The following is a 23,973-nucleotide window of genomic DNA, read 5'->3' on the forward strand; positions in this document are numbered from 1 at the left end:
AGCGTACGGGGATCCGCGGCGGATCAGTCCAGCTCGGTCACGGTGAAGGTGTCGAGGACGAACTCCGCCGTGGCGCTGTCGCCGGTCTTGCGCAGCCCCACCCACGCCTCGCCGGTCTCCGGCGCCGTGAAGGTGTGGGTGTGCGTGGTGGGGTGGTGGGCCTCGGGGAGCGGGGTGCGGTCCAGTTCGCGGGGCTCGGGTGTCCCGGGGGCGTCGAGGGGAGTGTCGACGGCGGTGATCCAGGCGTACTGTCCCGCGCTCTCGTTCTCGTAGCGGAACGTGACCCGGTAGCGGCGTCCGGCGCTGAAGCGGACGGTGTGCGGGACGGTGCGGTAGACGAGGCCGCTGTTCTCGCCGCGTGACTTGAGGGCCTCGGTGCCCTCGATGACGTCGTCGACCGCCTTTCCGTTCCAGCCGCGCTGCGTGTAGGGCGCGTGCCGCTGGGCGATGTGGGTGCGCGGGTCGTTGGCCCCGCCCGCTTCGCCCTTGACGAAGGGGCCCCAGCCCTGCGGCACATGGGCGAAGTCCTCGTGGACGAGGGTGCCCTCCCGGCGGGCGCGGGGGCAGGCCACGACGCGGACGTTGTCGAAGCGGACCCTGGCCTTCCCCGCCTCGGCCGTGAGGGTGAGGGTGACGGGCCCGCCGCCCTCGGGGACGGTGAACCAGGTGAACAGGCGCTGGAAGCGGGTGCCGTGCTTGCGGTCGGCGGCGACGTGGTTGACGGCGGTGGAGGTCTCCGTCCAGTTCGACGCCGTGACGCCGTCGGCGGTACGCACGGTGAGCGCGGCCCGTCGCCTCTCGCCCGCCTTCTCGCCGACCTCGATCTGCACGGAAGCGGCGTAGCTGCCGGGCCGCAGCCGGGCGAGCCGCTGGTACACGGTGGCCGGGGCGCCGCCCGCGATGACGAGTTCGGGGTCGCCGAGGGCGTTGCGCGCCACGCGTGCGGGGCCGCGCGCCGTCCAGGCGCCGGAGCCGGGGGCAGGGCCGGGGCCGGGGCCGAGGGTGCCGGAGGTGAAGGCGGGGTCCTCGAGCGGGGTGCCCTCGCCCCACTCCGGGTCCGGTACGGGGCCGGGGTCGCGGCGGTGGACGACGTAGGGCTGCTTCGCCTCGGCGTCGAGGGTGATCTCGCCCCGGGTGACGGGGAGCCTGACGGGGTCGGCACGCCCTGTGTCGGTGAGGCGGTACGCGAGGACGGTGCGAGCGCCGGACCAGCCGCGCGGGAGGCGCCAGGTGGTGCGTCCGCCGCGCGGGTTCCAGTGGTAGAGGCGGTGCGGGTCGGTGGCCTCGCGGGGCTCCCAGGGCAGGAGGTAGGCGCCGCGGTCGTAGACGAGACGTCCGTCGGTGGTGATCCTGCGGGTGCCGTCAGCGTCGGTGACGGAGGTGGCGGTGTCACCGAAAAAGGTGATCTCGTGCGCGGTCCAGGTCCTGATCGGGTGCGCCTGGAGGTATTTGGCCGGGAGGCTGTCGGTCCAGATCAGCTCGTAGAAGGCGTGCCAGTCGGTCTTGCCCACCCAGCCCTCGTAGTTGCCGGTGCGGGGGATGCCGAGGAGGGTGGGCCACTTGTCGGCGAAGACGTCCTTCTGGTGGTTGCGGACGAAGCGGATGAGGCGCGAGTTGATGCCGCGTGAGGTGTCGGGGCCGTAGTCGGTCTCGGTGGCCCAGTGCGACCAGAGCGCGGAGCGCTCCAGTCCGTGGCCCCACTCGGTGGTCACGTGCCAGCCCTGGGCGCGCAGCGCGCGCTGGAGGCGGTCGGAGGTCCAGCCGGACTCGCGGAAGACGTCCAGGTAGAGGGTGTTGAGGGCGCCGTCGGTCTGGTCGCGCAGGTCCTGGAAGCGGCGCACGATGTCGCCGGAGACGAGGTCGCGGCGCTGGTCGATGCGGTAGGACTGGTCGAGCCAGTCCCACTGTTCGTCGGTCTTGTCGACGAGGGTCTCGGAGAAGGCGTGCGCGACGGGGTAGGACTCGGTGGCGTTGACGTGCACGCCGAAGTCGCTGTGCCACTTCGCGCCCGCGCGCAGCAGGGTGTTGAGGTCTTCCAGGCCGCCCGCGCGCTTGTTGTAGTTGCCCGCGTAGTCGGGGTGCGCGGAGTCGTGGCCCTCGGACTGGTAGCCCTTGAGCAGGGTGAACTGGCGCAGCCCGTCGGTCGCGAGCGAGATGCGCTTCACCTGGTCGAGTGTGGCCAGGAACGGGTTGGTGGCCTGGCTGGCGAAGTTGAAGGGGATGTGCGGGACGACGCGCAGGTGCTGCTCGTCGGCGCCGAGCGGGTCGGTCATGATGTCGCGCAGGGCGATGGCCGCGTCCTGCCAGTCCACGGTGCCGTCGCCGTTGCGGTCGCGGGTGACGATGACGGTGGCGTACGGGAGGGGCTCGGTGTCCTCGTCGGGCGCGGTGGCGGCGCGATGGGTCCACTGGCCGCAGGTGAGCCGCGCGGTGACGGTGCGGTCCGTGCCGTCGCCGTCGCCCTTGGTCTCGCCCTCGCCCGGGCCCTCGTCCGGGCCCTCTTCGCGGGTCTGGCGCCACAGCCGTCCGTTCTCCCAGGTGGCGCCCTTGGTCGCGGCGGGCTTGTCGTAGCTGGTGTTGGTCTCGATCGCCGCCGCGAGCGCGTCGGTGGAGACGACGGCGTACGCGCAGCCCACCGGCTCCGGGTCCGTGGCCGTGCCGGGGGTGACCTCGACGAACGTGTCGCCGCTCTTGGCCTTGTCCAGCTCGACGCGTGCGGCGTACAGGGCGGCGCCGGGCTGGTCGGCCCGTACGGAGAGGAAGGCGAGGTCCGGGATCTGGAGGGTGCCGACGCGCGGGGACCGTCTTCTGTCGTGGATGCGGGTGACGCGCCAGTGGACCGCCGGGCCCGCCACCCGGATCTCGACGCCGACCTCGGTACCGCCCTCCAGGGTGAGGGTGTAGGCGACGCGGTCCTCGCCGGGTTCGCTGGCGGTCCGGGGCGTGTACGGGGTGCCGTCGACGAGGAGCGTGGTCACGGGCTCCCGCTGCCCGTGGAGGGTGGCCCCGGTCGCGCGGTCGGTGTACGCGATGATCCGGGGGAAGTCCGTGCCGACCCGTACCTCCAGCTCCTCGGAACGGATCAGCACCTCCCCGTCCCCCTCGCCCTCCCGCGCACCGCCCCGGCCGAGCGCACGGGACGACGCGGCGTGTGCGGCCGAGGCTCCCGGTGCGGCGGCGCCGAGGGCCGCGCCCACCCCGGCGAGGGCACCGGTGGCGACGACGGAACGCCGCCCGGGGCCGCCCTGGTGCGCCGTACCCGGCTCTGTCCGTACGGGCCGCTCCGTCATCTCCGTGCCTCCTCGCGCTCGCGCGGGGCGCCGGGCCGCCGCGCACCGGTGACGTGTGACGTGGTGCGGCGCCAGCCTGCGGCAGGGGCGCGGAGCGTGCCCATGGACAAAGGCGGGGCAGATGTTGGACTAACGGCCGCCGTGACGCCGCTGCCGCCGCCGTGACCCCGCTTCGTCAGGCCCGAGCCCTCCCCCGTACCGCGCCCGTAGAGTGGCAAGGGGACCGACACGGCGCGGGGGTGGTGGCATGACGTCGGCCGGAAGCACGCCGCGGGGCCACGGGCAGGAGCAGGGCCGCGAGCCGGGAGAGGCCGGTCCTGACGGCGCGGCGCCCGTCGAGCGCGGCTTCCCCCACCTGGAGACCGTGCGCGCCTCGCTCACAGCCCTCTACAAGCGGATGTCCTGGGACACCATCGGCACCTTCGACGCGAGCGTCATGCCGGGGGACGTCGCCTTCGCCGACGGCGACGAGCTGTACCTCGGCGTGCAGCGCGTGGCCCACGTGATGGTGCGGCATCTGCGGCTCCCCGAGGCCCGCATGATCGTGAGCTTCCGCGAGATGCGGCACGCCGCGCACGTCGAACTCACCTCGGGGCCCGAGTACTTCATCGAGCTGAACGCGCGCTTCAAGAGCCATCGCCGCGACATCGGCGCGGCGCTCGCGCACGAGGTGATGCACGTCTGTCTGCACCGCCTCGGCCTCTCCTTCCCCGGCACCCGGGACAACGAGATCCTCACCGACACCGCGACCGCCTACCTCGGCGCGGGCTGGCTGCTGCTCGACGCGTTCCGGCAGGACGCGCTCTCCTCGCAGAAGCTGGGCTATCTGACGCCGGAGGAGTACGGCTACGTCCTGGCGAAGCGTGCCGCGCTCTTCGGCGAGGACCCGGCGGTGTGGTTCACCAGCCCGCAGGCGTACGAGGCGTATGTCGCGGGCCGGGACCTGGCCAGGCAGGACGCGGCGCGGCCCCCGCTGGCCGCCTCGGGCTGGGCGGGGCGGCGGCGCTACGCGCGGGACCGCCGGGAGGCGCGGGCCCGCCTCGGTCCCGGCGTCCCGCCGCTGGGCAACGGCTTCTACACCTTCGAGAGCCACTCCCCCCTGCGCGTCAGCTTCCCGTGCCCCGTCTGCCACCAGCGCATCCGCGTCCCCGTCCAGGGCCGGGTCAGGGCGCGGTGCGGGCTGTGCCGCACGGTCCTGGAGTGCGACACGTGACGACGTGACGGGCGGGGGACGCGCGGGGAGAGCGGGCAGAGCAGGGACGATGGCGTACGTTCGGGCGTATGAGCCCTTCCATCGCCACGAACACCAAGGTCGAACTCGACGGCCTGCTCGACTTCGTACGCCCCCGCCACCGCGCCCTCCTGCTGACCCGGCGCGCGGACGGTTCCCCGCAGGCTTCGCCGCTGACGTGCGGCGTGGACGACGCGGGACGGATCGTGATGTCCACCTATCCCGACCGCGCCAAGACCCGTAACGCGCGCCGCGACGAGCGGGTGAGCGTGGTCGTGCTCTCGGACGAGTGGAACGGTCCGTGGGTGCAGATCGACGGCGAGGCGGAGGTCATCGACGCGCCGGATTCGGTCGAGCCGCTGGTCGAGTACTTCCGCAACATCTCCGGGGAGCATCCCGACTGGGACGAGTACCGCGCGGCGATGCTCAAGCAGGGAAAGTCGCTCATCCGTGTCACACCGCGCCGTTGGGGCCCGGTCGCGACCGGCGGTTTTCCTGCGCGGCTCGTCGAGTCGCAGGAGCCGCAGGACTCGGACTCGTAGACGCGCGGCAGACGACGTACGTCTCAGCACCCGGTGCCAGCCATCCCCCATTTACGCGGCACCGGGTGCCGTTTCAGCCACCCTGAAGGGCCGCATGAGGCCGTAAGGGCCGTGTGAGCCGATCCCTTCGGGCCCTGCCGAGCTGCGATGCGAGGGCCAGGGGGTCAGAATCGGCCGTACCGCTTGACGTCGGCAGCATCGGTTTTCGGCCAGATAGATCCGGTCGGCTCCGGGGGCCTCGTCGGCGGCTCATCGTGCCGGGCGACAGGGCCAGGGAGTTGACGCGAGGATGACCACCACGACCCCACCCACGCAGGAAAGACTCCCGTGGAGCGACGAGGTCCAGTTCCTCCGTGAGGCCCCCGCGTGGCTCCTCGCGGGCGTCGAGGACGAGGAGAGCTTCGAGCCCCACATCTGCCGGGGCACCGACTGACCGTCACGGCGCGGAAACCCGGCGGTGCGGCCCGCGCGCCGCACGTAAGGACCGTGTGTCCCATTCGGCCGGCGGACATGGCCGAAGAGTAGCGGTCTTCACGCTAATCAACTGCGGGACGCGCGCCGCGGGGACAGAATCGGCATACCCGACGTCCGGGGTCGTACGAAGGAGTTGACGCGACATGACCACCACCGTGAGCCCTCCGCAGGAACGCGTGGAGGAAGAGAGCGAGCCGCATCCCGCGGCACCGGCCGGGCCCCTGGTCCGCATGTCCCCCGTGGACGCCGTCGGCTTCGCCGCTCCCGGCGCGCCCTCGTGGCCACTGGCCGGTTTCGAGACCGAGGACGAGAACGGCGCCGAGCCGCACATCTGGCGCGGTATCGACTGACGCCCGAGGGGTCGTCCTGGCCGTACGGCACGGGCCACGGCGCACCCCGCACGCACGGCGCCGCCCCACCGGCGCCGCCCCCGACCGGATCGCGGCCCGCACCACCCCGTCGGCCGCGCCCCTCGAAGGACCGCCACCGCGCCCCCGTCACCCGGCCGGGCCCGGTGGCCCGCTCCCACGGGAACTCCCACGGGAGCGGACGCCCCTCCTCGCACCCGCCGTACGCGGCGAGCAGCGATCCGCGAACGGCGATCCGCGGGCGCCATGAAGCGCCGTCCGCGTCAACGCGTACTGTGCGCACCGCCGTTGACGGCGATGACCTGGCCTGTGATGTGCCGCCCGCCCTCGGACGCCAGGAACGCCACGGTCTCCGCGACGTCCTCCGGGACCCCCGCACGCTTCAGCGCCGTGTCGGCGACGAGCTGGTTCCGCCGCTCGCCCGTGAGCGCGTCCCCGAAGAACTCCGTCTCCGCGATGTAGCCGGGCGCCACCACGTTCGCGGTGATCCCTCGCACGCCGAGTTCCCTGGCCAGCCCGACGTTCCAGGCGGCGAGGCCCGCCTTGGCCGCGCCGTAGGCGCCGTTGCCCTTGTCGGCGGCGATGGAGCCGAGGTGGATCACGGCGCCGCCCTCGGCCAGCCGGTCCGCCAGCGCGTGCGTGGTGAGCGCGGCGGTGATCAGGTTCGCCTCCAGGTTGGCCCGGAAGCGGCGCGCGTAGGAGGCCAGCCCGCTCGCCCCGCCCTCCCCCTCGTCGCCGGGGGCGCCGAAGTCGGTCTGGCCGCCCGCGTTGTTGACCAGGACGCCGACGCGCGCGGGCAGCCGTTCCAGCAGTGCGGCGAGCTGCTCCGGATCCGTGTGGTCGCAGACGACGGGCTCGGCGCCCGTCTCCTTCGCCGCCGCCTCCAGCGGCGCGGCGCGCCGCCCGGTGACGGTGACCCTGTCGCCCCGCGAGGCGAAGCGGGCGGCGACGGCCCGGCCGATGCCCGTGCCTCCGCCGGTGACCAGGACATGGCGCGGGGCGCCCGAGGTACGTGCGGCGGGTGCCGGTGACGCCTGTGCTGCCGGTGCGGATGTCATAGGGTGACCCCCAAGTCGAACGTTCAGGTCTAAATTTAGAGCTAAACGTAACCTAGTCGCGAGGGAGCAGCGATGACAAGTGCGCCGACGGACGGCGGGCCGGACGAGGGCGGAGGGGCGGACGAACCCGGAGGGAGGAGCGAGGGCGGCGGGCGGCCCGCGCCCGGCGCGCTCCCCGTCGACAACGCCTCCGGCTACCCCGCCGAGGAGATCGCCGCGGCGTGGCGGCGGGAGCGGCCGGGGACGCCGGTGGGCTCCATCGGGATCGTCACGCCGATCTGGCAGCTCGCGAAGCTGCTCGGCGACGACCGCAGGCGCGTGCTCGCGCGGGCCGGGATCGACAGCGCCACCCTGGACCTGCTCAGCGTGCTGCGCCGGAAAGGGCCCCCGTACGAGCTGACCACGCGCGAGCTGGCGAACCGCTCCCTGGTGACAGCGGGCGCGGTCTCCCAGCGGGTGGCGCGGGCCGAGCGCGAGGGGCTGGTCGTCCGCTCACCCGGCGAGGGCCGTCCCCGCACCGTGCGGGTCACGCTGACGGAGGCGGGGCACGCGCTGGTCGAGGAGACCGTGGACCAGGTACTGGGCCGTGAGTCCGAGCTGATCGCCGGGCTCTCGGAGCCGCAGCAGGCCCAGCTCACGGAGCTGCTACGGATCCTGCTGGCCGACGTGCAGACGCGGCTCGGCGACGACCGTATCACGCACGTGGGCGCGGACTGACCCGCGCCCGGAGCCCCGTGCACACGCGGCACCGGCCCGCCCCGCGCCCGAGCCGGAGCCGGGGCCGGAGCCGGGGAGGCCCCCGTCAGGCTCTGCGCAGCCGCGGGAAGGACGGCACGGCGGCCAGGAAGACGAGGGTCGTGAGGATGTACGGCCAGGTGAAAGTGTGGCCGCCGAAGGGCGCGAAGACGTACGTCACCGCCGCCGTGAGCGCGGTGGCGGCCATAGCGCCGACCGCCGCGTACGCCAGGCTCCAGCGGCTCAGGACGAGGAAGACCCCGCCCAGGGCCATGGTGACGAGCACGGCGTTGTAGCCCATGACGCCCTGCGCCACGTCCCGCGCGGGCGAGCCCAGCAGCCAGGCGGTGCCGATCCCCACGACGCTGCCGAAGCAGGCGGTGAGCCCGGCCGTCAGGTCGGCGGCGAAGATGCCGAGGAGGAAGAGCAGGCCCACGTACCACTGGGGCATGAAGAAGATCTGGCCGACGTTCGCGAAGAACGCGTGCCACAGCTCGTCCCACCCCAGCGACGAGGCGCCGGAGGCGGGCCGTGGCAGCGCGGAGAGCCCGGCGCCCGCGTGCCACACGCGCTGGAAGCCGGGCGCCGCGATCGTCATCGCGCTGGCCACCAGACAGAAGGGCAGCGTGAAGGTGGGCAGGTTCCAGGTGCCGAGCACGGTCACCAGCGCGCCGGTGACGACTCCCGCCACGACCGAGCCGCCCACGGCGAGCAGCCAGGTGGACGGGTGTGCGGGGCCGAGGAAGACGGCGAACCCGACGGCGACGAGGCAGCCGTTGAAGCCTTCGAGGCCCTGCGAGACGCGCTCCCTGTCCACGCCGAGCGCGTAGGCGGTGGCGGTGCCGACGACGGCGCCGGTGAGTCCGTAGATGCCGTAGCGCCAGCCGGAGGCGAAGAGCGCGGCGGCGAAGAAGACGCCGCACGCGGCGTTGGGCATGAAGTCGACCTGGGCGAGGCCGCGCAGCACCTCGAAGACGAAGCGGACGGGCTGCCGCCGCGCCACGGCGGGTGTGCGGGCCGCCCAGGGTGTACGCGGGCGCCGCATCGCGCCGACAGGACGTTCCTCCTCCACGAGCATAGATGTAACGTACAAGTTACTTCGCGGGGACGCGTCACCAGGGTCGCTTCCGAGGCCCGTGAACCGGAGCCGGCCCGCAGCGCGACGCACGTGCGCGGGACGTACGACGCCCCCTTGCCGACGCCCCCCGGCGAGAGGGGCCGGCAAGAGGGCCCCGTCACAGCTCCGCGTCGAGTGCGAGGCGGTGGACGCCGGGGAGGAACTCGTCCAGTTCGCCCGGGGTGAAGCGGGTCATGCCGACCACGTGCCAGAACTCGCCCGTCACATCGCCCTCGTACTTGTAGCCGCCCTCGGGCGTGAGCGCCGCCCACCCGTCGGGCACCCCGATCAGGGTGGCCGCGAGCGTGGGCTCCTCCCGCCCCTCCCCCGGCAGGCGCCACAGCCGCACCGTGCCGTCCTCGCCGCCGCTCGCCAGGAGCGAGCCGTCGGGGCTGAACGCGACCGCGAGGACGCGCCCCGTGTGGCCCGTCAGACGTGCCGTCAGCTCGCCCGACACGGCGTTCCACAGGCACACCGCGCGGTCGTCGCCCGCCGTCGCCACCAGCGGGCGCCCCGGGTGGGCCGCCGCCGTCCACAGCCTGCCGCGGTGCCCGCGCAGCCGGTGCGCCACCTCGCCGTCCCGCCACACCAGCGCCGTGCCGTCCCAGGAGGCGCTGACCAGTCCGCTGTCCCCGTGTGCGAAGGCCACGGCGTAGACGCGGTCGGTGTGGCCGTCCAGTTCGGCGACCAGGCGGCCGTTCGCCGGCTCCCAGAGGCGGACGCGGCTGTCGTCGCAGCCCGTCGCCATCAGCCCGCCCCCGGCGCGGAACGCGATGGAGCGCACCCGGCCGTGGTGCTGGGTCAGCGCGGCCACGTGGGCGCCGGTGCCGCGCCACCAGAGGCGGACGGAGTCGTCGTCGTTGGCCGTGGCCAACAGGTCGCCGTCCGGGCTGAACGCCTCCGCCCAGGTGTGGTCGGTCTCGACGTCGATCTCGCGCAGGTACTCGCCGGTGGCCGGGTCCCACAGGTAGACGTCGCCGTCGTTGCTGGCCGTGCCCAGGACCGGGCCCGCCGGGCTGAAGACGGCGGAGACCAGGCGGTCGCCGCGCCCGGAGAGTTCGGCCCTCCTGCGTCCGGTGCGCGCGTCCCACAGGCGGACGACGCCGTCGTTGCCGCTGGTGGCCAGGTGGGCGCCGTCGGCGCTGAAGGCCAGGGTGTTGACCCGGCGGCCGTGGCCGCGCAGGATGCGCTTGCCCTGCCCGGTGGCGGCGTCCCAGATCTGCGCGCCGCCGTCGTTGCCGACGGTCACCAACTGGCTGTCCTGCGGCCGGAAGGCACACGCCCACGCCGAGCCCCGGTGCTCCAGTGGCTGCTGGCGCAGCAGGGTGACCCCGTGCCCGCCGCTCGACGAGGTGGCTGACGCGGCGGCCGAAGGGGCGGCCGAAGGCGCGACCCCCCACAGCCGGACCGTGCCGTCGCTGTCGCAGGCGGCCAGCAGCCGCCCCTCGTCGCCGAACATCACCTGGTACACGGCCCCCGTGCACCGCTCCAGCGTGCCGGCGGGCGCGCCGACGACCGGGTCCCACAGCCTGACCTGCCCGTCCGTGTCGCCGCTGACGAGGAGGTTGCCTTCGGGGTGGAAGTCGAGGGTGTAGACGCGCCCGGTGTGCCCGGCGAACGTGTGCAGCAGCCGTCCGTCGGCCACCCGCCACACGCGCACGGTGCCCTGGTCGCCGACGCCTTGGTCGCCGGTGGCCAGGAGGGTGCCGTCGGGGCTGAACCTGATGCGGTAGACGGCGCCGGCGTGTCCGTCGTGGCCGCCGAGTTCGCCGGTGCACAGCCCGGTCCTGGTGTCCCAGATCCGTACGTCGGCCGCCGCGTCGCCCGTGACCAGCGCGTGCCCGTCGGGGCTGAACACGGCCGAGTAGACGGGCGCCATGTGCCCCGGCAGCCGGTGCACGGGCTCGCCCGTCGCCACGTCCCAGAGCGTCACCAGGCCCTCGGCGTCGCCCGTGGCCAGCAGCCTGCCCGCCGCGTCGAGGGAGACGGGCCACACGCCGCCCGGGTGCACCTCCAGCCGGTGGCGGCAGTCGCCCGAGACCGGGTCCCACAGGCGTACGGTGCCGTCGGCGCCGCCCGTGGCGAGCACGTCGGCGCGGAACTTGACGGCGTAGACGCGGCCTTCGTGCCCGTGCAGGGTGCGCAGCGCGCGGCCGTCGTCGGCGGCGCAGACCAGCACGCCGCCGTCCTCGCTGCCCACCGCGAGGAGTTCGCCCTCGGGGCTGTACGAGATGGGCTCGGGCAGGCGGCTGGTGCGCATGTCGAAGCCGTACGGGACGCCCACGGCCGCCGGGCGGAACCCGGCCTCCACGGGCATGCCGGGCGCGATGGACGCGGTGCGCAGCTCGGGCGCCGCGCGCACCCCGGGGTCGGTGACGGGGTCGATGAGGGCTGCCCTGTTCCAGCGGCTGCCGTCCAGCCGTGCCCCGCGCAGATCGGCGCGGGTGAGGCGGGCCCTGCGCAGGTCGGCGCCGGTGAAGTCGGCGCCGCTCAGGTCGGCGCGGTCCAGGCGGGCGCCGACGAGCCGCGCGTCCCGCAGGATCGCGCCGGAGAGGTTGGCGCCGACGAGCCGCGCGTCGGTGAGGTCGGCGCCGGTGAGGTCGACGCCGGAGAAGTCGCGCGCCGACAGGTCCTCGCCCGCGAGGCGTGCCGCGCGCAGGTCGGCGTGGGAGGGGACGCGCAGCCTGTCGATGATCCGTACGGCGTTGGCGCGGGCCGCCTCGCTGGTGCCGGGGCCCGGGGTGTTGAGCACGCCCTGGACCCAGGTGGTGCACAGTTCGTGGTCGGCCAGATCGCAGAAGAACTCGACGGCGAGCTGGCTGAGCGGGCGCAGCGACAGCAGCGCGGGCTCCCCCGCCGAGAGCTGGGCCGCGGCCTCGCGCGCGACGAGCCACTCGATGACGGAGCCGTGGATGAACTGGAAGACGCCGTCCTCGGTGCGCACCAGCAGCGTGCCCGCGCCCACCGCCTGAACGGTCTCGTTGGGCGAGAGTGTGCTGCCCGCGAGCCCGGTGAGGGTGCCCGCGACCGTGTCGGCCAGCTCGTCCAGGCGCAGCGCGTTCCTGCCGCTCTCCCACATGCGCCGCGCGAGCGCGGTCACCGCCGCCCACAGGTCGTCGATGCCGAGGCCGGGCGCGGCGCCCGGACCGCCCTGGCCCCGGCGTTCCTCGTAGGCGAGCCAGGAGGTGAACACGTCCTCGTACAGCTTCGCCGGGCTCAGTGCGCGGCCCGCGCCCGCGACGGAGCGCAACTGGTCCTGGTCGAGGTCAGCGACGAAGCTCAGCAGCCGCGGGTTGCGGCACAGGGCGAGCAGGTCGGGGATGTTCTGGAGCAGCCGGAACCGCTGCTCCGCCGTGGCCTCGTCGCCGTAGCGGTTGACGAGGTAGGCGCGGATCTGGGCCGGGACGAACCCTTCGAGGGACAGGACGCGGCGCTGCGGCAGCAGTCCGACGCGTTCGCCGAGCGCGGTGAGGATCTGGTCCTGTGACTTGAAGTGCTGGGTGCGGCTGCTGACGATGATCTTCGCGTTGTCGACGGCGGCGTCCAGCAGCACCTGGAGATGGTCGGCGGCGCGGTCGTAGCTGACGCGGTTGACCAGCTCGTCGAAGCCGTCGAAGAGGAGCACGACGCGGCCCTGCGCGAGCATGTAGCGCAGCGCTCGCAGGTCGATGGTGTCCACGTCGTGCCCGGCGAGGTGCGCGGCGACGAGCCCTTCGAGGCTGTGCGCGCGGTCCAGGGTGTTGAGGGGGATCAGCAGCGGCGTCAGATGGGGCAGCCGCTCGGGGATGCGGCGGGCCAGCTCGCGCAGCGCGAACGTCTTGCCGTGCCCGAAGTCGCCGAGCAGCAGCATGAAGCGGCCGTGGTCGGCCTCCAGCATCTGGAGCATGTTCTCGACGAGGCCGTCGCGCTCCTCGCCGTCGGGGCGCTCCGCGTCGCGGTAGCGCTGCGGGAGGTAGAGGCCGGGCGCGTAGCGGCCGTCGCCTTCGAGGCGGGCCGTCTGCGCGGTGACGTAGGAGCGCAGGTCGAGCAGGCCCTGGAATTCGAGGAAGCTGCGCACACGGATGCCCCGGCGTCCGGCGCGCTCGCGCAGCCCGCTCTCCGGGGGCGGCCCCTCGTAGACCAGCTCGGCCTCCGAGCCGACGTCGGTGGCGTGCGCCTGCGCGACGAAGCGGTCCAGTTCCTCGTCCGTCGGGGTGCCGGGGTGGACGGCGATGCGCTGCTGGCGCACCACACCCTCCTCGCTCCAGGTGGCCATGACCTGCGTCATGTCCTCCGGTGTACGGCGCGGGATGTCGCGCAGCCGCACGCCTTCCCTGCGCGCCTGGCACACCTCCCTGACGCGCTCGGCGAGGGAGTCGGCGGGCCCGTCGACGGGGCGGTTGTCCTCGGGCACGGCGGCCGGGGGCGGCGTGGCGGGCTCGGCCGGCGCGGCGAAGACGCCATGCGCACGGTGCCACTCGGTGGGGAAGGTCGCGGGGGCACTGCCGCCCTCGTCGCTCCACCGGGTGACGCCCTCCGCGCTGATCCGCAGCAGTTCGCACCGCGCGGGCGCGGCCGAGCCGAACAGGGGCAGCTCCCCGGAGGCCGTGTGCAGCAGGTCGTGCGCGGGCTCCGACGAGGTGGTGCGGGGGCCTCCGGTGGGGCCGTGCAGGAGGAGGTGGAGGCGGGGCGCGGTCAGCCGCGCGAAGGTCTCGGCATCGCGCAGCGGCCCTGGCCCGCCGGGCGCGTCGCCGGGCTGCCGGCGCGCGGTGAGCGGGTGGCGCACGGCGCCGATGCGCAGCCAGCCCTCCTCCTCGTAGGTGCGCAGCGCCTCGGCGAACCAGGTGGCCTGGTCCCTGCCGAGCTGCCCGTACTGGTCGTCGGGGCGGTGGCTGTAGGCCATGGAGGAGTTGAACCCGGCGACGACGGTGTGCAGTTCGGGCACCGGGAACAGGGTCCAGGGCTGGTCGCTGTCGAAGACGGTGTCCAGGCCCTGGTAGAGGCCGCGGAACAGACGCGTGTAGTGGCGCCACTTGGGCCAGTACGGGGGCTGGGGCGCGATCTCGTCGGCCTCGCAGGTGTGGAAGTAGCCGAGGCAGGCGGCCTGGCTGACGTCCTGGTTGCCGGGGACGACCACGACGCGCTGGGGCGGCAGGTCGAGCTGGGAGCGCAGCCCGGTGAGGAAGGTGAGCGCCTGGTCGCACTCGCGGGGGCTGCCGGAGGCGGTGAGGTCGCCGGTGACCACGAGGAGGTCGGGCGAGGGCGCTCCCGCGTCCTTCAGCTCGATCAGGTCGCTCCAGATCTCCCTGCGCAGCGTGTCGGGCTCCCGCCCGCGCCCGAAGTCGGGCCCGGCCAGGTGCAGCACGGTCGTGGCGCCCTGGAGCGGCGTGCCGCCGGGCTCCTGCGGGTACCGGGGCGCCCGCGCGGGCCTGCGGCGGCCCGGCCAGCCCGTACGGCCCAGGGGGCGCGGGCCCTCGTCGGGGCGTGGGGGCATGGTGGCGCCGGACGCACCGCCGGGTGCCGCACCGCCGGGTGCCGCGCCGCCGGGATAGCCGGGCCGCTGCCCGGGGCGGGCGTGGCCCTCCATGGCCTGGCCGACGCGGGTGAGGAGCATGCCGCGCGCCGTGTCACTGTCGGTGACGCCGACGAGGTCGACGTAGGTGATGGTGGCCAGCAGCCCCTCGACGGGGGTGTCCTCGACGCGGACGGTGAGCAGCTTGCGCTCGGGCGCCTCCGGCTCGGCGCGCAGCGCCGCCTGCCACTCCATGCGGCCGTAGGTGGAGCGCTCGTAGTGGCGCGAGAGGACGGCGATGACGGCGACGGACTCGCTGACGCCACGGTCCATGAAGTCGATGAAGTTGGTGCCGGGGACAAAGTCCCACGCCTGGATCACCGTGCGGTACCCGGCCTCCTCCAGCGTCCAGGCGATCCACGAGGCCCATTGCTCGTCCGCCGGAGAGTAGCTGATGAAGAAGTCCAAGTCGCCGCTCTGACCCGCAAGTTCCCCGTTTCTCGCCATGCCGCCATCGTAGGAGCTGATCACAGAGCGGGCGACGGGCGGCGGGCAACGGATCACCGGGCGGCGGGCGCCGGGCCGCGCGTCATGGCCGAACACCGTGTGCGAACCTGTCTGCCGTGCGAATCCTCAAGCGCTTGCATCCGCTGGACTGGCTGGCAGCCGGGCTGCTCGTCTGCGGGCTCGTCCTCCTCGCGACGGGCGTGCTGCCGACCGGGCCCGCCGGGGAAGCGATGGCGCGCATCGGCCCCCTGCTGGTCTTCCTGGCCACGGTGATCGTGCTCGCCGAGCTGACGGGCAAGGCCGAGGTGTTCGACTCCGTGGCGTCCTGGGTGGCCCGCGCCGCGAAAGGCGACTACGTCCGGCTGTTCGGACTCTGCGTCCTGTTCGCCTCGGTCACCACGATCACCCTGAACCTCGACACCACGGCGGTCCTGCTCACCCCCGTGATGCTGGCGCTCGCGACCCGGGTGGGCATCGCGGCCGTGCCGCTCGCGATGACGACGGTGTGGCTGGCCAACACGGCCAGCCTGCTGCTGCCCGTCTCCAACCTGACGAACCTGCTGGCCGCCGACCGCGTCGCCCTCTCCCCCAGCGGCATGGCGGCCACCATGTGGGCGCCCCAACTGGTGTCCATCGCCGCGACCATGGCCTGCCTGTGGGGCTTCTACTGGCGACGCGGCAGGCGCGGCGCCGACACGTACACGCCGCCCGAGCCGCTGCGGCCGGCCGACCCGGTGCTGTTCCGGGTGAGCGCGGTGGCGGTCGCGGGCTTCCTGCTGGCGATCCTGGTGGCCGACGTGCCGCTGTGGTCGGCCTCCTCGACGGCCGCGCTGGTCGTCGTGGCCGTCTTCGCGCTGCGCCGCCGCCAGGAGCTGCGCCTCTCCCTGGTGCCGTGGCGGCTGCTGGTGCTGGTGCCCGGCATGTTCCTGGTCGTGGAGGCCGTCAACGCCAACGGGCTGCACGAACTGCTGAAGGCCGCCGTCGGCGACGACGGGGGGCTGCTCGGCATGCTGCGCTCGGCCGGTGTGGGCGCGGGGCTCTCCAACGTCCTCAACAACCTCCCCGTCTACCTCGCGGGCGAGGGCGCGGTGCCCGAGGCCAACCACGACCAGTTGCTGGCCCTGCTGATCGGCACCAACGTGGGCCCCCTGGTGACCCCATGGGCCTCGCTGGCGACACTGCTCTGGTTCGAACGCTGCCGCTGGCACGGCACGTCCATCCCGCTGGGGCGCTTCATGCTCACGGGGCTGGTCCTGGCGGTGACGGCGACGGTGGGTTCGACGGTGGCACTGGCGGTGGTCTGAGCGGGGGGGCGCTTCTACGGGGCGCCCGAGACCCGGATACGCCATACGCCTGCGGACGACGAGCCCTCTCGGGCACCCTGAACGAAACCCGCCTTCGCGGCGCTCTCCGCCGCAGGCCGCGAAGGGGCGCTCCCCGGAGGCGCGGGGGTGGTCCACACAGGGCGGTGCCCTTGGCTAGGGCACGCATGTGCTCCCCGCAGGCGCGGGCATGGACCGCATCCGCGAGGTCCGGTGCGCGCTCGCGGCCGTGGCAGCACGAGCGGTACATGCGCGAGTTGGACGACAGGCTGTACGGGTGGGGTACGACGGTCAGCGCTGTCGCGCGTTGAACTTACCGATCATCTCCGGCAGCTCGGCAAGTGTCTCGACGCGGAACGTCGGCAACTCGCGCGCTTCGGCGGTGTTCCACTGGATCGTCGCCCACGGCCCGCGGTGGATGAGCGCCGTGTGCATCCCGGCCGCAGCACCGGGGCGCAAGTCGTTGTCGACGCGGTCCCCGACGTACAGGATCTCCTCGGCCTCGGCAGGGACGACCTGGGCCAGTCGCCGGAAGAACTCGGGGTCGGGCTTGCTGGCGCCCCAGTCGTCCGAGGTGCCGGTCAGATCCACGTCGCCGGTGAACAGCTCGCGCAGGATGCCGCCCGCGCGCACGGTCTGGTTCCCCGCGATGCCCAACCACAGCCCGGTCTCGCGCAGCGCAGCGAGCGCCGGGCGCACATCCGGGTACAGGTCGTCCTCACCGAAGTGCTCCGGCTGCCCGGCGGCGGCCCGTGCCTCGCGCTCGGCGTACAGGTCGAAGCCGGGCCGGAACTCCTGGAACACTTCGCGGTAGTCGCGGCCTTGGGCGATGACCGCCCCGAACATGGCGTGGAAAGTGTGACGCGGGACGCCGAGCCAGTCGGCCCAGGTGCCGTACTCCCGCGTCTCGTCGACCAGGCATTCACCGACGTCGAAGGCCACCGCGCGAATCATGCCCGCAGGGTATATGCAGCCTCGTGCGTGTAACGCTGTGCGCAGGGTAAACGCTGGCCATCGCAGTACCTTCGCCATATGGCCGACATCATCGGTCCCGAGCAGCACGCCCTCCTCATCGAGAACCGGCGGGGCGAAGTGATGCAAAATGACGGATTCCGCGACTAGCATCCCAGCTCACGAAGGGTGCTCCCCGCACACGCGGGGGTGGTCCGTGGATATGTACGGCTCGCTGGTGGCATAAAGCGTCTGACCAGGGCGGGGGTTGCCTTCGTGATCCGATGGGATCAGATGGCGGGGATGAGGGACCCGCCCCCGGACCGCTGCCGAGGCACCCCGAGGGCGGGAGTACGCGGGTCAGCCCGGGAGCACGGTGGTGAGCTGGAGTTTTCGGCCGCCGACGAGCGGGGCGGTGAGGATGACCGTGCGGCCCTCGTGTGTCAGCGCCTTGCCGATGCGGGCATGGCGGGCCTGCCACCAGTGGCGGGGCGCGAGGAGGGTGCTGAGGCAGTCGCGCGTTTCGCCGTCCACCGTGATGCGCTCGCCCTTTTCACGGAGCCGTAGGGGATGGCAGGCGTGGGCGGTGAGGAGGGTGGCGAGGTTGCCTTCCATGATCTCGATGACCTGCCCCGACGGCATGGGGCGCGGGTAGCTGGTGAGGAACGCGGGCCCCTGCGGGAGTTCGTACATCAGGCGCACGGCGCGGTCCTGGATGCGGCGCATGACGAAGTGTGATTGTTGGCCGTCGAGTACGGCGACGGGGAAGCCTGCGGTGGTGGCCCAGCCGTGGGGGTCGTAGAGGACGTCTTCGGGGTCGGCGGGGATGAGGACGGTGTGGTCGCGCGGCACGGGGTTGCTCCTGGGGTTCAGCGGGTGGCGGTGACGTAGACGAGGGTGACGATGAGTGCGGCGAGGACGGTGACGGAGGCGATCTGTTCGCGCCGGCCCGGCGGGCACAGGGGGCAGGCCAGGGCTGGTGGGTCCGGCTCGTGCCACTGGACGATGCGGCCCTCTGCGGTCCAGCAGCGGCACCAGGCACACGCCCCCGTCACCGCCGCCACCCGGCCCTCCGGGCCACGAGCTGGTGGAGTGCCTGCGGCCGGAGCACGCGGACGGGCTCGGGGCCGATGACCAGGGTGCTGCCGTCGGCGAAGAGAAGATGGCGGCGCTCGCGGCCCACCGCACGCAGATCCCCGACCGTGCGGTAGGCACAGCCGACGACGCAGATGTCGCCCACGCGGACAGTGCGCGCGGTCACCTCGACCGGCGCGACCAACCACGCTGGAACGGGGCGGCCCTTCATGACGGACTCACCACCCGCAGGGCGGGCGGGGGCTCGGTGCCCTGCTCGGCGTCGGCGCGCCGCTTGCCCGCGCCGGACAGGACGGCGATGGCGCGGGCCAGCTCCTCGCCCGTCACGGCGATGCGGTCCAGCGCGAACCCGACGTAGCGGCGGTGCCGGGCGCACAGCCACAGCGGCCGGTGATGGGGACTCGTCCCCGCGGTGACGTGTTCGCACACGGCCCCCTCGTGCACCGTGTCCTCGACGCCGCATTCGGGCTCGGGCTCGGTCACCGTGCCGCCTCCGTGTTCGTGCTCGCGGCACGGGCCTCGTCTTCGGCGGCGATGTCGGCCGCGCACCCATCGCACACCTTCACCGGGACGGTGCGCGTGCGCGTCTGCGGGCTCGCACCCCGCTCGTCACCGGAGTACAGCTCAAGGACCGTCAGCGTGCCGGGCACCCGACAGCACCGGAAACAGCACGGGCTCACCGCCCGGCCCCGCTCTCGTGCTCGCGAGGTCCGTGCTCGGCGCGGATGACCGCGTCGAGGACGACGTGCAGCAACCGTGCGTCGGTGAGCCCGTGTTCAGCCCACGGCCTTACCCAGTGCGGGGAGGCGGAGCGCGTGCACCAGCCAGGCGGGATCGTGAGGTACTGCGTGGTGCTGAGGAGTTGGACGCACGAGATGGCGGCGACCACCCACCCCTTGGTCGCGCCCGGGTAGGTGAGCCAGATCAGGCGGTACCCGTAGGGGTCGCGGATGACCGCACCCGACTCCCTCCCAAGCCGGGCCAGTACCCGGTCACCCAGGTATGACGGGACCACGGCCGCATCCCAGTGAACCCCCGCAGGGGTCAGCTCGGCGACGAGCCCGACGGGCGGGGACCAGGCGTCAGACGGGGGCGCCCCCGGTGACGCAAAAGTGGATCTCACGGCTACCCCTTCGCTACGTTCCGTACGTACGCGCAACGTAGAGCGAGGTACAACAGCAGTGAGCACGCAAAGTGCGTGCCTTGTGCGGGGGTTCGCCATGGACACTGGACGCATCGGTCGCCGCATCGCCCACTGGCGTGAGCGTCGCGGCTTCACCCAGGCCGACTTCGGCCGACACATGGGCCAGACGAAGCGCCGGGTGCAGGAACTGGAGGGCGGGCGCCGCCAAGGGGACCCGCGGCTCTCTGTCCTGATTCGCGCCTCCGAGGTCCTCCGCGTCCCCCTGGAGCAACTACTGATAGACGGCCCTCCTGATCCGCCACCTGCGACTACACCTCCAGTTGAGATAGTCGGAGTCATCGACTCCATCTATCAGAGGCTGCCGGAAAGCGCGCCGCTTCCGACGATGGAGCAGATGAGGAACCGCCTGGTGTACTGCTGTGCGGCGTACCAGGCATGCCACTTCACCGCTCTTGGCCGTGACCTCCCGACACTGATCATGCAGGCGGAGCGCGCCGCAGACCTGGTCGGACCGGAGGCCATGGAGGCACACGCACTGCATTCTCGGGTCCTCCAGCTCACTGCATCACTGCTGCACAAGTACGGTGCCAGCACGGCGATTGCCGCAGGCGTCGTCGCAGACCGGGCGCTGGCTGCTGCGAAGGCCGCTGGCTCTCCAGTCGCCATCGGAGCGGCCTCCCGTCAGGTAGCACGGAGCCTGACGCACCAGCAGCAGCCTGCGGCAGCAGCCGCGTTCGCCGTAGACGCCGCCCGGCGCCTCAGTGACGACCTCACTTCTGGCGGCCCGGAAGGTCTCTCCACGCTCGGGATGCTCTACCTCGTCGCGGCCACCGCCACATCCACCGTGCAGCGGTCGACGAACGTGGTGGAGCGGGCGAGCGGGTACATCGCGCAGGCGGCCGAAGCGGCAGACCGGCAGGGTGCCGACCTTAACGCCGACTGGACGATGTTCGGTCCCACCAACGTGCGTCTGCACCGGGTGGACGTGGCTGCGCGCTTCGAGGACGGGTGGTCAGCGCTGGAGGCAGCGGAAGAGATTGACGCCACCGCGTTCGACGGGATGGCTCGGGAACGCAAGGCGCAACACCTCATCACGATGGCACGCGCCAGCCTCTTGACGCGGCGCAAGAACGCCGCTGTCGAGTCTCTTCTTGAGGCGGCTCGAATCGCTCCCGAAGAGGTAATCGGGCGACAGGCCACGATGGACCTGGTGAAAGACGTACTACGGGCAGTTCCCATGCCGAGCGAGAAGTTGCGCGAGCTGGGCCGTCGATGTGGACTCCCCGCATGACGATTCTGTATCTGATCTCGTGCGCGGCTGGGCCCACTCGGTACGTCGATGAGGCCGTACGCCTCGCGCAGCAGGACGGCTGGGACGTATGCCTCGTCCTTACCCCCGCTGCCGCCCGCTGGTGGGAGCAGCGGATGCCGGAACTGGAAGAACTGACAGGGCGCACGGTGCGGTCGCAGTACAAGCTGCCCTGGGAGTCGGACGCCTTGCCGCCCGCCGACGCGATGCTCGTGGCGCCGATGACGACGACGAGCGCCTGCAAGTGGGCGGCCGGGATCACGGACACGGTGGCGCTCGGACTCCCCGCCGAGGGCGTGCACCTCGGGGTACCGGTTGTCGCGGCCCCGTTCTGGTCTACAGCTCTGGGCGCGCAGCCCGCAGTGGGTCGAGCGGTGGAAACACTGCGGGAGCAAGGCGTACAGGTGATGTTCGGGCCAGGCGAGCCGCATCCACCGAAGCAAGGCGACTCGCGCGGGTTCTCCTGGAATCTGGCGCTGGCTGCCGCCCGTGAGGCTGCCGTGTAGCCGTGCTGTGGCGCGGCGCGCGGGAGAAGCGCGGGCCACGGCAGTGGAGTCGCGGCCCGCCGACATCATCGGTCCCACCACCCATGCCCACCTCATCGAGAACCCGCAGGGCGAAGTGATGCAGAATAACGGATTCCGCGACTAGCATCCCAGGTCACGAAGAGTGCTCCCCGCACGCGCGGGGGTGGTCCCTCCCTGCCCGAGGGCCCTGACGCCCGCCACGGGTGCTCCCCGCACGCGCGGGGAACCGCACCCTCACCCCACGCCGCCCCGCCCCGTACCCGCCTCCGCCACCATGTCCAGCAGAAGCGGGACCGCCTCTGGCCGGGCCGCGACGAAGCTGCGGTTCGTGTCGGGGCCGCTGAAGCCCACGCGGAACGGGCCGCCGTCCAGCGTGCGGAACTCGACGCCCGCCTCGGCCGCGAGCAGCGCGCCCGGCGGGAAGTCGATGCCCTCGGCGCGGTAGCCGACGTAGCCGTCGATCGTGCCGCGCGCCAGCATGGTCCAGCCCAGCAGCGGCGCCCACAACTGGAGCACCCGCCGCGAGCGCCGCTCCAGCGCTCCGCGCAGTGCCGTCGCCGTCGGGTCGCCGCGGCCCACCGCGTGCCCCTGGGTCCAGGCGAGCACGGGCCCCGACCTGGGCACCGGCGCGGCCGGGCCCGTCAGCCTGCCCGAGGCGCCGTAGGCGCCCCCGCCGAGCGCGGCCCGCCAGGTGGCGCCGGTCACCGGCTCGTGGACGACGCCGACGACGGGCGCCCCGTCGACGCACAGGCCGATGCCCACGGCGTAGGCGGTCAGCCCTATGGCGACGTTGTTGCTGCCGTCCAACGGGTCGACCAGCCAGGTGCGTTCGCCCACCGCGTCGAACAGCCCGGCCTCCTCGGACAGGATGCGCTCGTGCGGGAAGTGGGTCTGGAGGCGGGCGAGGATGACCTTCTCTGCCGCGAGGTCGAGGTCCGTGACGACGTCGCCGTCGTCGCCCTTCTCGCCCACCGCGTGGGCCTCGCGGAAGCGGGCGCGCAGCAGCGCCCCCGCTTCCTCGGCCGCCGCGACGGCCACCCGCTGCTCGCGCGCGTAAGGCCGCCCCGCGTCGTCCGTGTCCCCGTCAGTCACACTGCTCGGCATGGATCCTCCTGAGTGCGGTGCGCACGGTCCGTTCGGTGTGGCCTGCCCCGCACAGCCGCCGCACCATGCGGTGACGGTCGCCGTGCAGAGGTCCCAGGGAGAGGTCGGAGCGGCCCGGCAGGGATCTGCCGAGCACGAGTGTCGCGGCGGGGCTGCCCTTGGCGACGACGGTGGCGTGGAACTCGCCCGCCGCCATCGCGTAGGTCTCTCCGCCCGAGCTGGTGTGTTCAGGGCCCGGCTCGCCGCGCACGAGCCGCGCTGTGGGCAGCAGTTCGTCGACGCCGCCGGGCTCGCTGCGCACCTCGTAGATCCGGTGCGTGGGCCGCGCGGCGTCCTCCGTCACCCGTACGGGGAGGTTGGCGACCCGGCCGTAGAGCACGTGGCTGAGCAGTTCCCAGCTGTGCGCGTGCATGGGCGCGGCCAGCGGTTCGACGGGCGCGCCGTCGGCACCGCCGGCTCCGCCGCTCTCGAAGAGGTGGAGGCAGATGCCGAGCGCGCCATCGCGCAGGAGCGGCAGGCAGAGGAAGCCGAGCGGGTGCCGTACCGCGCGCAGCGGCCGTGCGCCGGAGGCGATGTCCTCCAGCGCGCCGACGACGCTCGCGCGAAGCTCGGCGGGGGCCGCGCCTTCCGGGTCGTGCCGGAGCGCGTGTTCGAGCTTGTCGTAGTCCATGGTGCCGCGCCCGAGGCGTCTCACCTCCGGTAGGGATCCTCGGCGTGCAGGGCCTTTCCAATGATCTCGCCGACGTCGCCGTCGGTGAAGACGGCGGGGAGGGGCAGGCCCAACTCGTCGAAGACCGTGCGTACTTCGTCCACCGTGGGCTCCTCGCTCAGGGAGGGGATGCCCCGCAGGTCGAGGCGGACGGCCTGCTCCCTGCTCTGGTGCAGTTCGGTCACGTAGTAGTCGTAGAGCGGCTGGTCCCGTGCGACGAGGAGGTTGACGCGGCTGGGGTCGTCCTGGGTGATGATCAGGCAGGACTCGGAGAGATCGAAGCGCAGCGTCGGCACGCCGGAGGAGAGGTGGACGCTGATCTCCAGCGTGTCCAGCCGCTGCCGGAACCAGCAGGCGGCGAGGACGGTGGCGTACGCCTCCTTGCGGGTGCGGTCGGTGGTCCAGGCGTCGGCAGCCGCGACGTTGCGCTGGCGGGCGAAGGTCTGCCGGAAGCGCGCATAAGCCGAGCAGGTCTGCTCGTCACCCGGGTTGATGATGTCGATCTTCACGCTGAGCTGGGCGCGCTGCCTGGTGGCCGCCTCCACGCAGCGGGGCAGGGTGACGGCGCGCAGATAGGTGCCCGTGCCGCCCTTGAAGTACCAGCGGTTGGTCTGCTGCCTGGCCGTCTCCAGTGCGTCGCCGACCTCGTCGCCGGAGAGCGAGCGCACCATGGCGAGGTCCTCCAGGGCGCGACGGGTCTCCGCCGACGCCTCGCGGATGTCGGACATGCGGCGCAGTCGCTCGCTCATCGAGCCGACGGCCAGCGCGCCGAGCACCAGCAGCGTGGCGCCGGAGGAGACGTCGTCGCTGACGACGTCGCCGAACACGTCGAGGAAGCCGATCGTCAGGCCGAGCCCGACGGCGATGACGACGTCCAGGTTCCTGATCACCCACGCGACGCTCGTCTCGACGCGTCCCACCCGCTGTGCCACCGGTAGTTCCCTCCCCGTCAGTGACCAGCATCGTAGGAGTCAGCGGGGTGCGCTGGCCAGGCGGCCC

22 protein-coding genes are annotated in these 23,973 nt (G+C 73.0%); 8 read left to right on the forward strand and 14 right to left on the reverse strand.

From position 1 onward, the window contains the following. Window positions 1-23: 23 nt before the first annotated feature. Window positions 24-3,290: an endo-alpha-N-acetylgalactosaminidase family protein gene (locus ACWGJ2_RS08610; RefSeq protein WP_453345242.1), complete on the reverse strand. Its 3,267-nt coding sequence runs from the start codon at window positions 3,288-3,290 to the stop codon at window positions 24-26. Between the two features lie 247 nt (window positions 3,291-3,537). On the opposite strand from ACWGJ2_RS08610, the gene ACWGJ2_RS08615 reads away from it, so the two are divergent. The 4 genes from ACWGJ2_RS08615 (at window position 3,538) to ACWGJ2_RS08630 (ending at window position 5,887) form a co-directional block, all read left to right on the forward strand. Continuing rightward, complete coding sequence (locus ACWGJ2_RS08615; RefSeq protein ID WP_453345243.1) at window positions 3,538-4,503, forward strand: hypothetical protein; 966 nt, start codon at window positions 3,538-3,540, stop codon at window positions 4,501-4,503. Between the two features lie 68 nt (window positions 4,504-4,571). Continuing rightward, window positions 4,572-5,063 (forward strand): PPOX class F420-dependent oxidoreductase, encoded by a 492-nt coding sequence (locus tag ACWGJ2_RS08620; protein ID WP_453345244.1) that lies wholly within the window; start codon window positions 4,572-4,574, stop codon window positions 5,061-5,063. A gap of 289 nt (window positions 5,064-5,352) precedes the next feature. Beyond that, complete coding sequence (locus ACWGJ2_RS08625; protein ID WP_453345245.1) at window positions 5,353-5,496, forward strand: hypothetical protein; 144 nt, start codon at window positions 5,353-5,355, stop codon at window positions 5,494-5,496. Window positions 5,497-5,680: 184 nt separating this feature from the next. Next, window positions 5,681-5,887: a hypothetical protein gene (locus ACWGJ2_RS08630; protein ID WP_453345246.1), complete on the forward strand. Its 207-nt coding sequence runs from the start codon at window positions 5,681-5,683 to the stop codon at window positions 5,885-5,887. Between the two features lie 281 nt (window positions 5,888-6,168). On the opposite strand, the gene ACWGJ2_RS08635 is transcribed toward ACWGJ2_RS08630, so the two are convergent. Then, on the reverse strand, window positions 6,169-6,963 hold the full coding sequence (locus ACWGJ2_RS08635; RefSeq protein ID WP_453345247.1) for an SDR family NAD(P)-dependent oxidoreductase: 795 nt from the start codon (window positions 6,961-6,963) through the stop codon (window positions 6,169-6,171). Between the two features lie 72 nt (window positions 6,964-7,035). Here ACWGJ2_RS08635 and ACWGJ2_RS08640 point away from each other — a divergent pair, with 72 nt between their 5' ends. Further along, the gene (locus ACWGJ2_RS08640; RefSeq protein WP_453345248.1) at window positions 7,036-7,680 is read left to right on the forward strand and encodes a MarR family winged helix-turn-helix transcriptional regulator; all 645 of its coding nucleotides are present in this window, start codon (window positions 7,036-7,038) and stop codon (window positions 7,678-7,680) included. An 85-nt stretch (window positions 7,681-7,765) separates the two neighbouring features. Here the strand turns inward: ACWGJ2_RS08640 and ACWGJ2_RS08645 are convergent, their stop codons facing one another. Both ACWGJ2_RS08645 and ACWGJ2_RS08650 read right to left on the reverse strand, forming a co-directional pair. Next, entirely contained in the window at window positions 7,766-8,776 is a 1,011-nt protein-coding gene (locus ACWGJ2_RS08645; protein ID WP_453345249.1) for an urea transporter, read from the reverse strand. A 157-nt stretch (window positions 8,777-8,933) separates the two neighbouring features. After that, entirely contained in the window at window positions 8,934-14,813 is a 5,880-nt protein-coding gene (locus tag ACWGJ2_RS08650; protein WP_453345250.1) for a WD40 domain-containing protein, read from the reverse strand. A 116-nt stretch (window positions 14,814-14,929) separates the two neighbouring features. Between ACWGJ2_RS08650 and ACWGJ2_RS08655 the strand changes: the two genes are divergently transcribed. Next, the gene (locus tag ACWGJ2_RS08655) at window positions 14,930-16,117 is read left to right on the forward strand and encodes an SLC13 family permease (protein WP_453345251.1); all 1,188 of its coding nucleotides are present in this window, start codon (window positions 14,930-14,932) and stop codon (window positions 16,115-16,117) included. Window positions 16,118-16,426: 309 nt separating this feature from the next. On the opposite strand, the gene ACWGJ2_RS08660 is transcribed toward ACWGJ2_RS08655, so the two are convergent. The 7 genes from ACWGJ2_RS08660 to ACWGJ2_RS08690 form a co-directional block, all read right to left on the reverse strand. Beyond that, window positions 16,427-17,089, reverse strand: a complete 663-nt coding sequence (locus tag ACWGJ2_RS08660) for an HAD family hydrolase (RefSeq protein ID WP_453345252.1) — start codon at window positions 17,087-17,089, stop codon at window positions 16,427-16,429. Between the two features lie 357 nt (window positions 17,090-17,446). After that, on the reverse strand, window positions 17,447-17,938 hold the full coding sequence (locus tag ACWGJ2_RS08665) for a hypothetical protein (protein WP_453345253.1): 492 nt from the start codon (window positions 17,936-17,938) through the stop codon (window positions 17,447-17,449). A 17-nt stretch (window positions 17,939-17,955) separates the two neighbouring features. Then, the gene (locus ACWGJ2_RS08670) at window positions 17,956-18,141 is read right to left on the reverse strand and encodes a hypothetical protein (RefSeq protein WP_453345254.1); all 186 of its coding nucleotides are present in this window, start codon (window positions 18,139-18,141) and stop codon (window positions 17,956-17,958) included. Next, the gene (locus ACWGJ2_RS08675; protein ID WP_453345255.1) at window positions 18,138-18,326 is read right to left on the reverse strand and encodes a hypothetical protein; all 189 of its coding nucleotides are present in this window, start codon (window positions 18,324-18,326) and stop codon (window positions 18,138-18,140) included. Before ACWGJ2_RS08675 ends, ACWGJ2_RS08670 begins: the two co-directional genes overlap by 4 nt. 62 nt (window positions 18,327-18,388) lie before the next feature. Next, complete coding sequence (locus tag ACWGJ2_RS08680; RefSeq protein WP_453345256.1) at window positions 18,389-18,664, reverse strand: hypothetical protein; 276 nt, start codon at window positions 18,662-18,664, stop codon at window positions 18,389-18,391. Next, entirely contained in the window at window positions 18,661-18,831 is a 171-nt protein-coding gene (locus ACWGJ2_RS08685; protein WP_453345257.1) for a hypothetical protein, read from the reverse strand. The genes ACWGJ2_RS08680 and ACWGJ2_RS08685 overlap by 4 nt, the downstream gene beginning before the upstream one ends. Window positions 18,832-18,857: 26 nt before the next feature. Continuing rightward, on the reverse strand, window positions 18,858-19,196 hold the full coding sequence (locus ACWGJ2_RS08690; RefSeq protein WP_453345258.1) for a hypothetical protein: 339 nt from the start codon (window positions 19,194-19,196) through the stop codon (window positions 18,858-18,860). A 205-nt stretch (window positions 19,197-19,401) separates the two neighbouring features. Between ACWGJ2_RS08690 and ACWGJ2_RS08695 the strand changes: the two genes are divergently transcribed. Together ACWGJ2_RS08695 and ACWGJ2_RS08700 are read left to right on the forward strand one after the other, a co-directional pair. Beyond that, window positions 19,402-20,616, forward strand: a complete 1,215-nt coding sequence (locus tag ACWGJ2_RS08695) for a helix-turn-helix domain-containing protein (RefSeq protein WP_453345259.1) — start codon at window positions 19,402-19,404, stop codon at window positions 20,614-20,616. Continuing rightward, a complete protein-coding gene (locus ACWGJ2_RS08700) occupies window positions 20,613-21,140 on the forward strand; it encodes a flavoprotein (RefSeq protein WP_453345260.1) in 528 nt (175 codons plus the stop codon). The genes ACWGJ2_RS08695 and ACWGJ2_RS08700 overlap by 4 nt, the downstream gene beginning before the upstream one ends. Before the next feature lie 255 nt (window positions 21,141-21,395). Here ACWGJ2_RS08700 and ACWGJ2_RS08705 read toward each other — a convergent pair whose 3' ends face one another. The 3 genes from ACWGJ2_RS08705 to ACWGJ2_RS08715 are packed head-to-tail and all read right to left on the reverse strand — an operon-like array spanning window position 21,396 to window position 23,906. Beyond that, entirely contained in the window at window positions 21,396-22,265 is an 870-nt protein-coding gene (locus ACWGJ2_RS08705) for an inositol monophosphatase family protein (protein WP_453345261.1), read from the reverse strand. Next, entirely contained in the window at window positions 22,246-22,959 is a 714-nt protein-coding gene (locus ACWGJ2_RS08710; RefSeq protein ID WP_453345262.1) for a hypothetical protein, read from the reverse strand. Before ACWGJ2_RS08710 ends, ACWGJ2_RS08705 begins: the two co-directional genes overlap by 20 nt. Continuing rightward, complete coding sequence (locus tag ACWGJ2_RS08715) at window positions 22,956-23,906, reverse strand: hypothetical protein (protein WP_453345263.1); 951 nt, start codon at window positions 23,904-23,906, stop codon at window positions 22,956-22,958. Before ACWGJ2_RS08715 ends, ACWGJ2_RS08710 begins: the two co-directional genes overlap by 4 nt. Window positions 23,907-23,973: the final 67 nt, after the last annotated feature.

Source organism: Streptomyces sp. NPDC054796 (assembly GCF_053611545.1).

Coding starts and splice junctions, on each gene's coding strand:
- ACWGJ2_RS08610 (WP_453345242.1), bottom strand. CDS start 3,290: ATGACGGAGCGGCCCGTACGGACAGAGCCGGGTACGGCGCACCAGGGC.
- ACWGJ2_RS08615 (WP_453345243.1), top strand. CDS start 3,538: ATGACGTCGGCCGGAAGCACGCCGCGGGGCCACGGGCAGGAGCAGGGC.
- ACWGJ2_RS08620 (WP_453345244.1), top strand. CDS start 4,572: ATGAGCCCTTCCATCGCCACGAACACCAAGGTCGAACTCGACGGCCTG.
- ACWGJ2_RS08625 (WP_453345245.1), top strand. CDS start 5,353: ATGACCACCACGACCCCACCCACGCAGGAAAGACTCCCGTGGAGCGAC.
- ACWGJ2_RS08630 (WP_453345246.1), top strand. CDS start 5,681: ATGACCACCACCGTGAGCCCTCCGCAGGAACGCGTGGAGGAAGAGAGC.
- ACWGJ2_RS08635 (WP_453345247.1), bottom strand. CDS start 6,963: ATGACATCCGCACCGGCAGCACAGGCGTCACCGGCACCCGCCGCACGT.
- ACWGJ2_RS08640 (WP_453345248.1), top strand. CDS start 7,036: ATGACAAGTGCGCCGACGGACGGCGGGCCGGACGAGGGCGGAGGGGCG.
- ACWGJ2_RS08645 (WP_453345249.1), bottom strand. CDS start 8,776: ATGCTCGTGGAGGAGGAACGTCCTGTCGGCGCGATGCGGCGCCCGCGT.
- ACWGJ2_RS08650 (WP_453345250.1), bottom strand. CDS start 14,813: ATGGCGAGAAACGGGGAACTTGCGGGTCAGAGCGGCGACTTGGACTTC.
- ACWGJ2_RS08660 (WP_453345252.1), bottom strand. CDS start 17,089: ATGATTCGCGCGGTGGCCTTCGACGTCGGTGAATGCCTGGTCGACGAG.
- ACWGJ2_RS08695 (WP_453345259.1), top strand. CDS start 19,402: ATGGACACTGGACGCATCGGTCGCCGCATCGCCCACTGGCGTGAGCGT.
- ACWGJ2_RS08700 (WP_453345260.1), top strand. CDS start 20,613: ATGACGATTCTGTATCTGATCTCGTGCGCGGCTGGGCCCACTCGGTAC.
- ACWGJ2_RS08705 (WP_453345261.1), bottom strand. CDS start 22,265: ATGCCGAGCAGTGTGACTGACGGGGACACGGACGACGCGGGGCGGCCT.